Here is a 13821-nt window from a genome sequence, read left to right as displayed (position 1 = left end):
GTCCGCGCATCGGGTCGGCAGCCGCGCGGCACGTCGCCGTCCCTCAGCGCCGCGGTGCGTAACCGTGGCCGTCCCAGCGATACACCGGAAAGGGCTCGAAACCCGGTCCACCCACCTCGATGTCCGGCCAGCCGTCCTTTGCGCTATCCAGCTGCAGCGGCGTACCGACCTCGTCGAGCAGCTTGCGCCAGCCACCACCTTCGCGTGTCAGCAGCACGAAGGCGTTGCCGGTGTTGCCATAGCAGAAGACGCTCCCTTCGGTGATCCAGACCTCGGGCCGTCCGTCGCCGTTCAGGTCGACGACCTCCGCCTGGCCCGGTGTATAGGACAGGGTGGGCGGGTCTTCCCGGCAGCGGACATAGCGACCGTCCGCCGCCTGTTCGAATCCCGCCGCGGCGAAGGCGGCGGCCAGGTCCTGCGGGCCGGGGTCGATGCCGGCGCCGGCGGGCGCTGCCGCGGCCAGGCAGCCTGCCAGGGTGATGCACTGCCAGAGGGGATGCAGGGGTCGGCGCATATACTGTTTCCTCGATGCAGCGGCTTGAGCTGAGTCTAGACGGCGCGTGCCATTGCCACCAGTCTAGGCACACACCTGCCCGCACTGCTCCGGATGCCCTGGTGCCCGCCATATGCATTCAGATTCATGGCATTGCCCAGGCCCGCTCCGGGCAGGCGCCGGTGCCGCGTCTACACCCGCGGGGGCGGCCGCCGATAAGACTGTCCAGGCGGAGGGTTTCGGGCGACAATCCGCGGCGTCATCACCCACGGACAGAGGTAGTCGGCAGCATGGAAGAGACGCAGTCTTCGAACCCCGGTTTCCGGCGGCTGCTCCACGCCGAGATCAACGAGCTCTACAACGGCGTGAGCCGGCGTTCGCGCCTGTTCCGCTGGGCGCTGCTGGCATTCGACAGCGTCACGATCCTGTACTTCGTGCTGGCCTCCTTCTTCCATCATGTAGACGACCTGCACGTGGTGGAGGAGGCGATCGGTATCGTGTACCTGCTGGAGTTCGCGGCGCGGCTGTACATCAGCGAGCGGCGCCTGCACCACGTCTTCAATCCCGTCGGCCTGGCGGACCTGATCGTCATCGCCTCGCTGCTTGCGCCCTCGTTGGCCGAGAACTACGCCTTCCTGCGCGTGATCCGCGCGCTGCGGCTGCTGCGTTCCTATCACATGGTCAGCAACCTGCGCCAGCAGTCGCGTTTCGTGCGCATGCACGAAGACGTCATCTTCAGCGTGGTCAACCTGCTGGTCTTCATCTTCATCATCACGGCCGTGGTGTACGTGACCCAGGTGGGCAGCAACCCGCAGATCGGCGATTATTTCGACGCGCTCTATTTCACGGTCGCGACCCTGACGACCACGGGGTTCGGCGACATCACCCTGGTCGGAACCGGCGGCCACATCCTGGCGGTGCTGATCATGATCTTCGGCATCTCCCTGTTCCTGCGCCTGATCCAGACCATCTTCCGGCCGGGCAAGGTGCGCTACGAATGCCCGACCTGCGGACTCATCCGCCACGATGCCGACGCCGTGCACTGCAAGCATTGCGGCGCCGTGCTGCACATCACGACCGAGGGTTCGGACTAGAACCTGTCTCATCATCCCCCGCTATCGTGGCCGTGGCCACGGCATGATGGCTGTGAGCCGATACCGCGCGGCGGACATTTCCGGTCCATCCCGGCAGTCCGCCGTCATGTCCATGCTCCGTGCCGTTGCAACTCCACGTGCCCCTGCCTGTCGAACAGCCGGCGCGGCGATTGCCGCTGCGCCCGGTGCCGCACCCGACAGTGCCCGGCAGGAGTGGTAAAGTAGGTCGTCCCGCGCAGGCGGGTTGGTAGCGGATGGGTGCATGGAAAACTCGGAACTCCTGAAACAGTTGCGGCTCGACGAGGCGGCGCGTGGCACGGACAGGCGCCCCGGGCCGGTCTGGGTGTTTGTCCTGGTGCTGGTCGCGCTGCTCGCGCTGGGCGCCTGGTACTGGCTCGCCGGCGGCCGTGTCTATACGGTCGCGACCGCGACGGCGCAGGTGCCGGGCGGGGTGCAGGGCAGCATGTCGGTGCTCGATGCGACCGGCTACGTGACCGCACGCCGGCAGGCCACCGTGTCGGCCAAGGTGACCGGTCAGGTCACCGAGGTGCTGATCGAGGAAGGCCAGCGGGTGCAGGCCGGTGCGGTGCTGGCGCGGCTGGATGACACCGATGCGCGCGCCCAGCTCGACCTGGCACAGGCGCAGCTCGCCGCGGCGCGCGCGCAGCTCGAAGGGCTGCGCCAGCTGCTCGCCCAGGCGCGGCGCGACGATGCGCGCCAGCAGGACCTGCTGGCGCGCAAGCTCACCAGCCAGCAGGCGGCCGACGACGCGGCCACGCTGGTCAAGACCCGCAGCGCCGCCATCGTCACCCAGCAGCGCGAGGTGGACGTGGCCGCGCGCGGGGTCGAGGTCGCGCAGGTCGCGCTGGACAACACCGTCGTGCGCGCGCCGTTCGCCGGCGTGATCACGGTCAAGGCGGCGCAGCCGGGCGAGATCGTCTCGCCGTTTTCCGCCGGCGGCGGCTATACCCGCACCGGCATCGGCACCATCGTCGACATGGATTCGCTGGAGATCGAGGTGGAGGTGAACGAGGCCTACATCGGGCGCGTGCAGGCCGGCCAGCCGGTCGAGACCACGCTCAATGCGTATCCGGACTGGCGCATATCCGGCCAGGTCATCGCGATCATTCCGGCCGCCGACCGCAGCAAGGCGACGGTGAAGGTGCGCATCGGCATCGATGTGCAGGATCCGCGCATCGTGCCCGACATGGGCGCGCGCGTGGCGTTCCTCGAGCCCGACAGCGCCGGCACCGCCGCCGCGCCCCCGGCCGGGGTGCTCATCCCGGCCAGCGCCATCCAGATGCAGGGCGATGCCACGCGCGTGTTCGTGGTGATCGACGATCATGCCCGGCTGCGCACGGTGCGGACGGGGCAGACCTACGCCGACCTGCGCCAGGTGCTCGATGGCGTCAGCGACGGCGAGCGGGTGATCCTCGATCCGCCCGCCGCGCTGCAGGACGGCGACCGGGTACTTACGGAACAGCCGGGCTAGCGCGGCACGCAGAGGGGGAGGCATGGACAAGCTGGTCACACTGCGCGGTGTCACCAAGCACTACCGGCGCGGCAGGCAGAGCATCGAGGTGCTGCACGCGATCGACATGGACATCGCGGCCGGCGACTTCGTCGCGCTGATGGGTCCGTCCGGCTCGGGCAAGACGACGCTGCTCAATCTCATCGGCGGCCTCGACAGCGTGACTGCGGGCACCATCGAGATCGCCGGCACGCACCTCGAACGCATGAACAGCGGCGAGCTGGCGCGCTGGCGCGCCGCCAACATCGGTTTCGTGTTCCAGTTCTACAATCTGTTGCCCATGCTGAGCGCGCAGAAGAACGTCGAATTGCCGCTGCTGCTCACGCGGCTGTCCGCGCGCGCGCGGCGGCGCAATGCACGCATCGCGCTGGCGCTGGTGGGGCTGGAGGAGCGTGCGCAGCACCGTCCGGGCGAACTCTCCGGCGGCCAGGAGCAGCGCGTCGCCATCGCGCGTGCCATCGTTTCCGACCCGAAGATACTGGTGTGCGACGAGCCGACTGGTGACCTCGACCGGCATACGGCCGACGAGATCATGGGTCTGCTGCAGCAGCTCAACCGCGAGCACGGCAAGACCATCGTGATGGTGACGCATGACCCCAAGGCGGCCGAGTTCGCGCATCGCCAGCTGCACCTCGACAAGGGCACGCTTACGGGGAACGGGGCGTGACCCGGACGCGCGCATGAAATACCTGCCGCTGGTGTGGGCCGCGCTGCTGCGCCGCAAGGCGCGCACCATCCTGACCCTGCTGTCGATCGTGGTCGCGTTCCTGCTGTTCGGCATGCTCGATGCGGTGCGGGTCGCCTTCACGGTGCGTGACAGCCTGGAGGGCGCGGGCCGGCTGATTACCAGTTCCAAGCTTTCCATCATCCAGCCGCTGCCGTACGCCGACCTGGCGCAGATCCGGCGCGTGCCCGGGGTGGAGGACGTGGCCTACGCCAACTGGTTCGGCGGCATCTACCAGGACCGCAAGAACTTCTTCGCCAATTTTGCGGTGAGCCCGAACTACCTGGAGCTGTATCCGGAGATGCTGTTGCCGGAGGACCAGAAGCAGGCTTTCCTGAATACCCGCACCGGCGCCATCGTCGGTGAAAACCTGGCGCGGCGCTACAACTTCAAGATCGGCGACCGCGTCCCGCTGCAGGCGACCATCTTTCCGCACCGGGACGGCGATCTGACCTGGACCTTCGACCTGGTCGGCATCTACCGCATGCGCGAGGCGCGCGACCGCAACCAGGAAGACCAGCTGCTGTTCCGTTACGACTATTTCGACGAGGGTCGCACCTTCGGCCACGGCACGGTCGGCTGGTACATGGTCAAGGTCGGCGACCCCGACCAGGCCGAGCAGGTGGCACAGACGATCGACCGCCTGTTCGCGAATTCGGCCGACGAGACCAAGACGCAGACCGAAAAGCAGTTCACCCTGGACTTCGTCCGCCAGGTCGGCGACATCGGCCTGATCGTCAGCTCGATCATGGGCGCCGTGTTCTTCACCATCCTGCTGCTCACCGGGAACACCATGTCGCAGGCGGTGCGCGAGCGCATTCCGGAGCTGGCGGTGCTCAAGACCCTCGGTTTCTCCAACCGCAGCGTGCTGTGGCTGGTGCTGGGCGAGTCGCTGCTGCTGGCCATCATCGGCGGCAGTATCGGCCTGCTGCTGGCCGTGGCCGGGGCGGGCGCGCTGAGTGCCGCCTTCCGCGGCGGCGCCTTCAGTGTCGGGGCGCAGTCCTGGCTGACCGGTGTTGCGATCATGCTGGTACTCGGTACGGCCGTGGGGCTGCCGCCGGCCTGGCGTGCCATGCGCCTGCGCATCGTCGATGCGCTGAACGAACGCTGAGGGAGTGACCGGACGTGCGCTGGCTGGAACAGATACTGGAAATCACCTGGATGAGCCTGGCGACCATCCCGCAGCGTCTCGGTTCCGCGCTGGTGATCGTGGGCGGCATCGCCGGCGTGGTCGGGGTGCTGGTCGCGCTGCTGGCGATCGGCGAGGGTTTCCAGGCGGTGCTCGCCGAGGCCGGGCGGCTGGATACGGCGATCGTGCTGCGCAAGGGTGCCAGCGCCGAACTCAACAGCGGCCTGGCGCGCGAGGATACCGTGCTGATCGCGCAGGCCCCCGGCATCCTGCAGAACAGCGCCGGCATACCGATCGCCTCGGCCGAGGTCGTGGTGGTCGCCAACCTGCCCAAGCGCAGCACCGGCAGCGATGCCAATGTCGAGATCCGCGGCGTCGGGCCGCGGGTCTGGGAACTGCGCGACAACGTGCGCATCGTCGCGGGCCGCCGCTTCGAGTCCGGCAAGCGCGAGCTGGTGATCGGCAGGGGCGCGCAGGCCGAATTCGGCGATCTCGAGGTCGGCCGCCCGGTGCGGCTCGGACTGCAGGACTGGCAGGTGGTGGGCGTGTTCGCCTCGGGCGATGCGCACGAATCGGAGCTGTGGTGCGATCCCGAGGTGCTGCAGGGCGCCTACAACCGCAACGCCTTCCAGTCGGTCACCGTCCGGTTGACCGGTACCGCCGCCTTCGATGCCTTTCGCGCCGCGCTGGTCAGCGACCCGCGCCTGACGGTGGATGTGCAGCGTACCCGCGACTACTACGCGACGCAGTCGGAGGACCTCACCCGGCTGATCCGCATCCTGGGCGTGGCCATCGCGGCCATCATGGGCGTGGGCGCGGTGTTCGGCGCGCTCAATACCATGTACGCCGCGGTTGCCGCGCGTGCGCGCGAGATCGCCACCCTGCGTGCGCTCGGCTTTTCCGCGGTCCCGGTGGTGCTGTCGGTGATGCTGGAGGCGGCGCTGCTCGCCCTGCTCGGCGGCCTGATCGGTGCCGCCGTCGCCTGGGCGGCGTTCGACAACTACACGGCATCCACCCTGGGCGCCAACTTCAGCCAGGTGGTGTTCGCCTTCCGCGTGTCGCCGCAGCTGATCCTGCAGGGCCTGTTGTGGGCGCTCGGTATCGGCCTGATCGGCGGCCTGTTCCCGGCCGTGCACGCCGCACGCCAGCCCGTGACCAGCGCGCTGCGGGCGTTGTAGCGGCGGGCGTGTGCCCGCTCCGACGGTCCACGCCTTGCCGGGCGTTCAGCGCGCGTGCGCCATCCGGGCGTGATGACGCTGGCGCTCGTCGCCGTGATCGCGCGGCGCGATGGCATCCTGCACGGCCGCGGCGACGATCTCGTGGGCCTTGCGGGTAGGATGGATGCCGTCCCAGAACAGGTAGCTGTCGGGATTGCGGCAGGCGTACGGCGGCACGTTCGGCATGATGCAGGCGCCGGTCACGTTGCTGAGCCGGTAGCCGGCAGGGTCGGCCACGATCGCATGCATCAGCGCGAAGAGATCGAAGCGGGTGAACGTGGTGCCGGGCAGGTTCGCTTCCAACGCGCCGACGATGGTGTCGAGACCGGGGATCGATTTCGGGAAACCGAATGCGGCACAAACCGAGTCGTAGGGTGCGGGATAGCCGCTTGCGTCGCCACCCAGGTTGAAGAGCAGGGAGAAGCAGGTGCCGAACACGGCGGCCTGCGGCAGGTTGAGCGGCGGCGTGAAGGCCGGAGTCAGTCCGAGATCCGGCGCATTGATCACCAGGAACTCGCGGGCGCCGGCGCCGGAATTGTACAGCGCCTGGATGGCATCGCCGATCGCGGTCAGAGCCGCGACAATGATGCCCATACTGGCGGCGCCGCTCGGATCCTGCGTCAGTGCGCGCACGGCATCGGCGACGTCGTTGCCGCCGATGAACAGCACGTACAGCGGGTCGGCGGACGGGCCGTAATTGACTGCGGCCAGGAACTCGCTGACCTGGTCGGGGAGATGCCGGCCGGGAATGGTCGCCGCGGCCCGTGCCCGCGCGCCGCCGAACGCGTAGTTGTCGCCCGGGTGGCGGGGGGCGAGCACGGCCTCGGCATCGCCGGCGAGGCCGAGCGGGCGCGCCAGCTGCTGGATCCACACGGCGCCGTTGCTGAAGGTCGCGCCGCCGCGTGCATACGGTCCGTTGGGAATCAGGAATGCATCCAGCTGGTCATAGGGCGGGCGGTTGAGGATGCCGGTGGCGAAGAACGCGTTGCCGGTGTCCGACAGGCTGTCACCGAAGATGACCAGGCCGGCGGGTGCCGCGGCGTCCTGGTGCGAATGCGGGTCCCTGCCGTCGTGTCCCCCGCCCGCCCGGGTTGCCGGCGACAGCAGGGTAATGATCAGCAGCAGAATGAACAGGCGCAGAACGAGGCTCGGTTTCATGGGTGGCGCTCCGGATCGTTGAATTATGATGTGGAGTGAGTGCCTGAAGTCTAGCGCACCGGTGGCCGGCGGCGGTACCCGGTCCAGCGAAAGGGCGCGGCCCGCCGGCGTGACGCTGACAGCGCCAGCTTGAGGTCCGGTCGGGCGGGCGCAACCGACTCAGGTGATTACAGTCGGTTCCGCGCGCCCCGTGCGCGCCTCGATCTCGGCCAGCCGGGCCGCGATCGCGACCAGCTTCTGCATGACCTCGGCAGTGGCACGTGCCTGCCGTTGCGGATCGGGCTCGTAGGCTTCCAGGTAGACGCGCAGGGTCGCGCCGGCCGTACCGGTGCCGGAGAGGCGGTAGACGATGCGGGCGCCGTCGGTGAAACCGATGCGGATACCCTGGTTGCTCGAGACACTGCCGTCCACCGGGTCGGTGTAGGCGAAGTTGTCGGCGTATTCCACCGTGTAGCCGTCCAGCGTTGCGCCGGGCAGGCCGGCCAGCCGTGACTGCAACTGCGACATCAGGTCGTTTGCGGCCGCGGTCTCGATGCCCTCGTAGTCATGGCGTGTGTAGTAGTTGCGCCCGAACTCGCGCCAGTGCGCACGCACGATATCCGCTACCGGTTCCCGGCGCACCGCGAGCAGGTTGAGCCAGAACAGCACTGCCCACAGCCCGTCCTTTTCGCGGATGTGGTCGGAGCCGGTGCCGAAGCTCTCCTCGCCGCACAGCGTGATGCGTCCGGCATCCAGCAGATTGCCGAAGAACTTCCAGCCGGTGGGTGTTTCGTAGCAGTCCACGCCGCGCTGTTGCGCGACGCGGTCCACCGCCTGGGAGGTCGGCATGGAGCGGGCCACGCCGCGGATGCCGCCGCTGTAGCCCTTGACGAGATGGGCATTGGCGGCCAGCACCGCCAGGCTGTCGCTGGGGGTGACGAAGCAGTCGCGGCCGAGGATCATGTTGCGGTCACCGTCGCCGTCGGAGGCGGCGGCGAAATCGACGCCAGCGGCCCCCCGGGTCAGCGCCACCACGGCGTGGGCGTGCACCAGGTTGGGGTCCGGATGCCCGCCGCCGAAATCCTCCAGCGGTTCGCCGTTGATGACGGTGCCGGGCGGCGCCCCCAGCATGTCTTCCAGGATGCGTCGTGCGTAGGGGCCGGTGACCGCGTGCATGGCATCGAAACACATGCGGAAGCTGCCCGCGGCGAACAGCGCGCGGATCAGCTCGAAGTCGAACAGAGACTGCATCAGTGCGGCGTAGTCCGCCACCGGGTCGATGACCTCGATGCGGGTATTGCCCAGGGTCACGCTGCCGGTCGCGTCGAGGTCGATGTCCGGCGTTGCCAGCGTGCGGTAGGCCGTGATCTCGCGGGTGCGCGCATAGATGGCCTCGGTGACGCCTTCCGGCGCCGGGCCGCCGTTGGCGGTGTTGAACTTGATACCGAAATCCTCGTTCGGTCCGCCCGGATTGTGGCTGGCCGAAAGGATGATGCCGCCGCTGGCCCCGTGCGCCCGGATCACACAGGAAGCGGCCGGTGTGGACAGCAGGCCGCCCTGGCCCACCAGTACGGTCGCCACGCCGTTGGCCGCCGCCATGCGCAGGATGAGCTGGATCGCCTGCCGGTTGTAGTAACGGCCATCGCCGCCGAGCACCAGGGTGCCGCCCGCGAGCGCCGCCTGGGTATCGAAGATGGACTGGACGAAATTCTCGAGGTAATGCGGTGTCTGGAACACCCGCACCTTCTTGCGCAGGCCGGAGGTGCCGGGGCGCTGGTCGGTGAAGGGCTGGCTGGTGACGGTGGTGATATCCACGGTGTTTAGAACCTTTCCTGTAATCCCGCGCGAACCGGGTTGCGGCCTGAAATGCGTGCCCGGCTTGGCCCGGGCCAGTCACCAGACCGCTGCGCGGTCCAGTCTGCGCCTGTCATCCGCGGCGCTGGACAGGGCGTCCGGGTGTCGCGGCGCACCGCGCAGCACAACGCCTGATGTACGGGCCTGCAGTGTAACACAGCAGGCACGGCTGCCGTGCGCAACTCATGGGAGCGGGCGATTCTGGTCACCGGCCGTGTTGCGGCGCGCGTATGTGGCGACGGTTGCGCACGCGCGCATCGTCATGCCAGGAACCGCAGCCGCCACGGCCGCGGGGAAGCCTGGGTCAGGTTCCGGCATCCTGCGTGCGACCCGATGCGCGTATCATATCCGGATGGCAGGATGTCCGAAACATCGCGCAGCTGGCGGGTGCCGGTGGCGCGTGACGGCGGGCAGGGTGGTCGCTGATTGCGGCCTGCCGGGGAGAGGGAGACTGGACTGTGAGTGAACGGACATTCCGGATGCGCATGCACTGCGCCTACCAGGGCAACAACAACGCTGTCGATGAACTGGTCGTGGAACACCATACGCAGGGGCGCTGGCAGTCGCTGGCACTGGACACCGCGACACCCGGGTTCGACATTTTCGTGTATTCGGTGCTGACCTGCCAGCACCTGTACTTCCGCGTCAACTGCGCCGAGCGCGGGCTGATGCTAGACAGCGCCACGGGGAGTATCGAGGTGGGGGCCGATGCGGACTGGAACATCGAAAGCCTGCGCATCGAGTTCGACGGCCGCCTGGGCTGCGGTCAGGCCAGCCAGCAAATCATCGATGCACTCGTCGAACGCATGCGGCAATGCCCGGTCTCGCGCAACCTGCGCGCGATACCCGCCGCCGTTACGCGCGTCAGCCTGGGCTGAGGTCAGGGCGCGGCGCAGTCGCCCTCGGTTTCCAGCAGGCTGACGCCCGACCAGCGTGAGCGGAACGGGATGCCGAGGGTGCAGATGTAGGACAGATAGACCCGCTGTCCCTGCTTGCTCACGCCCCAGGTACCGATGCCGTTGTCCACCCCGCCGTACGCCAGGCGCAGTGCCGGTCTGGCGGGGTCGGCCACGCTGACCACCTGCAGGTCGCTCCTGCCCGCGGACAGGAACACCTGGTCGCAGGCGCGATCGAGCGCGATCTCGTTGGCGTGCACCGGGCTGGTGAACCACTTCCAGGCGCTACGCTCGCACTGTACCGGGTTCCACCAGCCGACCAGCCGGATGGCGCCCGGGTCGGCGATGTTCAGGATCTCCAGGCCACAGTAGTCCACCGCCACATAGGCGAGGTCGCCGTCCAGCACGAGGTTGTTGTAGGCCCGCGGTTTGCCCAGCAGGGCAGGGTTGGCATAGCGGCCGGTCTCGCGCGGCCGGTCTGGGTCCGTGACATCGATGATGCGCAGCCCGCCCGCATCGAAGGCGAGATAGACCGTGCCGTCCCGCACAACCAGGCCGCGGGCATTGTATTTCCTAGGGTCCGGCCGCGCGTCCGGATAGTCCAGCACGGGCAGCAGCCGCGCGCGCTCGCGCAGCCTGCCGTCGCCGAAACTGTCGAGGATGACCAGGCCGTGGCGCATGGCGCCCAGGTACACCCGGCCGTCGGCCGCGGCAACGGCGCCGGCGCCGCCGCGCAGGTGCGCATCCGTCCAGACGTCCACGACCCTGGCGGCTGCGGGCTCGGTGATGTCGACGACCGCGACCCCGGCCGCCTGCCGGTCGGAGAAATGGTTGCCCAGGGCGAGATACAGCCGCGCGCCTGCCTGGCTCAGGCTCATCACGTCCAGTGCCTGCAGGTCCGCGGTCGGGATCTGGCGGAGCAGCCGGGGTGCGGCGGCGATGTCGTAGATCCGCAGCCCGCCTTCCTTGGCGGCGACATAGAGGACATCCCGGCCACCCGTGTCTTCCCGCATGGTCATGGTCAGCTCGTTGCAGCCGGACGGGATGTCGCCGGTGTGGCGCAGCCGGTAGGGCGTGTCCGCGCCGACCGCGCTGGCCGCCGCGATGACCAGGGCCAGCGCAGGCAGGATGTGCCGGCGCGTCCTGCCCGTCTCCCGCCCGGGTACACGCCGCGCGCCTGCGCGGGCCGCGGAGCGGGGCGGCCGCGGCATCAGACCGGGTCCTGGTGAATGATCACGTCCGCCATGGGATATGCCTCGCGGATGGCCTGCTCGACACGCTCGGTCGCGGCATGCGCCGTGCCCAGCGTCAGGCCGGCATCGAGCTCGAGGTGCAGCTGGATGATCTCCATCGCGCCCGACTGGCGGGTGCGCAGGTCGTGCAGTCCGCGCACCTCTGGTTCGGCCAGGGCGAGCTGCTTCACCTGTGTGCGCACCGCATCGGGCAGCTCGCGGTCGATCAGGTGCTGAAACGCGTCGTGCCCGATGTGCCAGGCACCGTAGCAGATGTAGATCGCGACACCGATGCCGAACAGCGGGTCGAGCAGCGGCAAGTCAAATCGGGTCAGTGCCAGTGCGACCATGGTGCCCAGGTTGGTGAGCAGGTCGGTGGTGTAATGCAGCGAATCGGCACGCACGATGGTCGAGCGGGTACGGCGGATCACGTGCCGCTGGATGAGCAGCAGCACCGCGGTGGCCGCAACGGCGAACCCCATCACCGCGAGACCGACGCTCACGTCCTCGAGCGGCCGCGGATGCAGCAGACGGTCGATGGCGTGCAGCACCAGGAATGCCGCGGAGCCGGCGATGAAGGCCGCCTGCGCCAAGGCGGCCAGCGGCTCCACCTTGCCGTGACCGAAGCGGTGCTCCGCGTCCGGCGGTGCGAGCGAGACGCGTACCGCCACCAGGTTGATGAGCGATGCCGCCGCATCCATCAGCGAATCCACCAGCGAGGCCAGGACGCTGATCGAGCCGGTCAGCAGCCAGGCCGCGGTCTTGCCGAAAATCAGCAGCGTCGCGGTGAGCACCGATGCCGTGGTGGCGAGCCGCAGCAGCCGCGCGTTCTCGGTGGGGGATATCTGTACGTTCATGGTGGGGGTCTGCCGTGCCGGCGTTGCCTGGAAGCGCCCGCGGCGGGCCGGCCTGTCCGCCCTGTCCCGCAAGGTCCGCGGGCAATCATACAGCGATCGCGGCCGCGTCGCTTCAGGTCGGCTTGTGCCAGCCGCCCACGCAGCCTTCGAACAGCGCCTCCACGCCGGGGACGTCCCAGGTCCCCGCGCGGTAGCGGTCGATGGAGATGCGCTGGCTCCAGGCCTCGAGGATCGGCGCGAGCTTCAGCCAGGACTCCTCGATCTCGTCGGCGCGGGAGAACAGCGTCGCGTCGCCGAGCAGCACGTCGTTGAGCAGGATCTCGTAGGCCTCGAAGACCTGGTCGGTCGCCGAGGCGTACGGGCCGCGCATGACCAGGCGCCGCATGTTCGTGGTCAGGCCCGGCTGCTTGGCGTTCAGACGCAGGAACATGCCCTCGTCGGGCTGCAGGCGGAACACCAGCGCGTCGGCCACCGGCGGTGCACCGCTCGGGTCGAACAGGTTGTGCGGCGGCTGGCGGAAACGGATGACGATCTCCGAGGCGCGCTTCTTCAGGCGCTTGCCGTACCAGAGGACGAACGGCACGCCCTGCCAGCGCCAGTTGTCGATGTACAGGCGCGCGGCTGCGAAGGTCTCCGTGATCGAATCCGCGGCCACCCCGGGTTCGCGACAATAGGCCGGGACCTTCTCCCCGGCGATCTCGCCGGCGCCGTATTGCGCGGCGACGGTCAGCCGGTCCACCTCGTCCGGCGCGGTGACGCGCAGCGAGCGCAGCACCTTGACCTTCTCGTCGCGCACGGCGTTGGCGGTGTATTCGCACGGCGGCTCCATCGCCACCAGCGTCAGCACCTGCATCATGTGACTCTGGATCATGTCGCGCAGCGCGCCGGCCTTCTCGTAGTAGGGCGCGCGGTATTCCACGCCCAGCGTCTCCGTCACCGAGATCTGCACGTGGTCGATGTAGTTGCGGTTCCACAGCGGCTCCAGGATGCTGTTGCCGAAGCGGAACACGAACAGGTTCTGCACGCTTTCCTTGCCCAGGTAGTGGTCGATGCGGTAGATCTGCGCCTCGGCGAACACTGCCTGCAGCGCCCGGTTGAGCGCGATGGACGTCGCATGGTCGAGCCCGAACGGCTTCTCGATCACGATGCGCCGATAGCCGCAGTCCTCGCGATTGAGCTGCGCCTGTGCCAGGCCCTCGGCGGTCCGCACGTACCACTCGGGCGGTATGGCGAGATAGAACAGGGCATTGCACACGCCCGCGTTCGTTTCGAGTACCTCGGCGAGCCGGGTGTAGGTGTCCGCGTCGTTGAGGTCGCCGCTGACGAAACGCAGGCGCTCGGAAAATGTGCGCCATTCGTCGGCGCTGTACTGCAGGTGTGCGGCGTACTCATCCAGCGCCGCCTGCATCATGTCGATCCAATCGGCTGCGCCGATCTCGCGCGCCACGCCGATGATGCGGCTTGCCGGGTGCACCAGCCCGGTACGGTACATGCGTGCCAGCGCCGGTATCAGCTTGCGCTTGGTCAGGTCGCCGCTGGCGCCGAAGATGACGATATTGGCGGGCAGCGGCTGACTATCCTTGACACCTGCGAGCGTAGACGCGTTTGACATGTCGTTTCATCCCGTGACGGTGGTGGGCGCGGGCTGCAGCGCCGC

General features: G+C 68.5%; 12 protein-coding genes. 6 read left to right on the top strand and 6 right to left on the bottom strand.

All coding sequences use genetic code 11. The features are described from left to right. Positions 1-43: 43 nt before the first annotated feature. Positions 44-514, bottom strand: a complete 471-nt coding sequence (locus tag R3F42_09815) for a hypothetical protein (GenBank protein ID MEZ5542329.1) — start codon at positions 512-514, stop codon at positions 44-46. A gap of 269 nt (positions 515-783) precedes the next feature. Here R3F42_09815 and R3F42_09810 point away from each other — a divergent pair, with 269 nt between their 5' ends. From R3F42_09810 to R3F42_09790, 5 genes are all read left to right on the top strand, one after another. Further along, a complete protein-coding gene (locus R3F42_09810; protein ID MEZ5542328.1) occupies positions 784-1587 on the top strand; it encodes an ion channel in 804 nt (267 codons plus the stop codon). A gap of 262 nt (positions 1588-1849) precedes the next feature. Continuing rightward, positions 1850-3079, top strand: a complete 1230-nt coding sequence (locus tag R3F42_09805; protein MEZ5542327.1) for an efflux RND transporter periplasmic adaptor subunit — start codon at positions 1850-1852, stop codon at positions 3077-3079. Positions 3080-3101: 22 nt separating this feature from the next. After that, positions 3102-3785, top strand: coding sequence for an ABC transporter ATP-binding protein (locus R3F42_09800; GenBank protein ID MEZ5542326.1), 684 nt, complete (start codon positions 3102-3104; stop codon positions 3783-3785). A gap of 13 nt (positions 3786-3798) precedes the next feature. Continuing rightward, a complete protein-coding gene (locus R3F42_09795) occupies positions 3799-4953 on the top strand; it encodes an FtsX-like permease family protein (GenBank protein MEZ5542325.1) in 1155 nt (384 codons plus the stop codon). Between the two features lie 14 nt (positions 4954-4967). Next, positions 4968-6149, top strand: coding sequence for an ABC transporter permease (locus R3F42_09790; protein MEZ5542324.1), 1182 nt, complete (start codon positions 4968-4970; stop codon positions 6147-6149). 45 nt (positions 6150-6194) lie between these two features. On the opposite strand, the gene R3F42_09785 is transcribed toward R3F42_09790, so the two are convergent. Both R3F42_09785 and R3F42_09780 read right to left on the bottom strand, forming a co-directional pair. Next, entirely contained in the window at positions 6195-7346 is a 1152-nt protein-coding gene (locus R3F42_09785; protein MEZ5542323.1) for an SGNH/GDSL hydrolase family protein, read from the bottom strand. 159 nt (positions 7347-7505) lie between these two features. Continuing rightward, entirely contained in the window at positions 7506-9140 is a 1635-nt protein-coding gene (locus tag R3F42_09780; GenBank protein MEZ5542322.1) for an alpha-D-glucose phosphate-specific phosphoglucomutase, read from the bottom strand. A gap of 497 nt (positions 9141-9637) precedes the next feature. Between R3F42_09780 and R3F42_09775 the strand changes: the two genes are divergently transcribed. Continuing rightward, the gene (locus R3F42_09775) at positions 9638-10057 is read left to right on the top strand and encodes a hypothetical protein (protein MEZ5542321.1); all 420 of its coding nucleotides are present in this window, start codon (positions 9638-9640) and stop codon (positions 10055-10057) included. Between the two features lie 2 nt (positions 10058-10059). Here the strand turns inward: R3F42_09775 and R3F42_09770 are convergent, their stop codons facing one another. The 3 genes from R3F42_09770 to zwf form a co-directional block, all read right to left on the bottom strand. Beyond that, positions 10060-11286 carry a hypothetical protein gene (locus R3F42_09770; protein ID MEZ5542320.1) on the bottom strand — a complete coding sequence of 409 codons (1227 nt, stop codon included), beginning with the start codon at positions 11284-11286 and terminating at the stop codon, positions 10060-10062. Then, complete coding sequence (locus R3F42_09765; protein MEZ5542319.1) at positions 11286-12164, bottom strand: cation diffusion facilitator family transporter; 879 nt, start codon at positions 12162-12164, stop codon at positions 11286-11288. Before R3F42_09765 ends, R3F42_09770 begins: the two co-directional genes overlap by 1 nt. Positions 12165-12276: 112 nt before the next feature. After that, a complete protein-coding gene (gene zwf / locus R3F42_09760; GenBank protein ID MEZ5542318.1) occupies positions 12277-13776 on the bottom strand; it encodes a glucose-6-phosphate dehydrogenase in 1500 nt (499 codons plus the stop codon). Positions 13777-13821 lie beyond the last annotated feature (45 nt).

The organism is Pseudomonadota bacterium (assembly GCA_041395565.1).
Taxonomy (GTDB): Bacteria; Pseudomonadota; Gammaproteobacteria; order UBA9214; family UBA9214; genus UBA9214.
This window is presented reverse-complemented; position numbering and strand designations above follow the sequence as displayed.

What these genes read in the sequence shown, in the direction of transcription:
- R3F42_09805 (MEZ5542327.1), top strand. Translation starts at nt 1,850, where the DNA reads ATGGAAAACTCGGAACTCCTGAAACAGTTGCGGCTCGACGAGGCGGCG.
- R3F42_09810 (MEZ5542328.1), top strand. Translation starts at nt 784, where the DNA reads ATGGAAGAGACGCAGTCTTCGAACCCCGGTTTCCGGCGGCTGCTCCAC.
- R3F42_09770 (MEZ5542320.1), bottom strand. Translation starts at nt 11,286, where the DNA reads ATGCCGCGGCCGCCCCGCTCCGCGGCCCGCGCAGGCGCGCGGCGTGTA.
- R3F42_09815 (MEZ5542329.1), bottom strand. Translation starts at nt 514, where the DNA reads ATGCGCCGACCCCTGCATCCCCTCTGGCAGTGCATCACCCTGGCAGGC.
- R3F42_09800 (MEZ5542326.1), top strand. Translation starts at nt 3,102, where the DNA reads ATGGACAAGCTGGTCACACTGCGCGGTGTCACCAAGCACTACCGGCGC.
- R3F42_09795 (MEZ5542325.1), top strand. Translation starts at nt 3,799, where the DNA reads ATGAAATACCTGCCGCTGGTGTGGGCCGCGCTGCTGCGCCGCAAGGCG.
- R3F42_09785 (MEZ5542323.1), bottom strand. Translation starts at nt 7,346, where the DNA reads ATGAAACCGAGCCTCGTTCTGCGCCTGTTCATTCTGCTGCTGATCATT.
- zwf (MEZ5542318.1), bottom strand. Translation starts at nt 13,776, where the DNA reads ATGTCAAACGCGTCTACGCTCGCAGGTGTCAAGGATAGTCAGCCGCTG.
- R3F42_09765 (MEZ5542319.1), bottom strand. Translation starts at nt 12,164, where the DNA reads ATGAACGTACAGATATCCCCCACCGAGAACGCGCGGCTGCTGCGGCTC.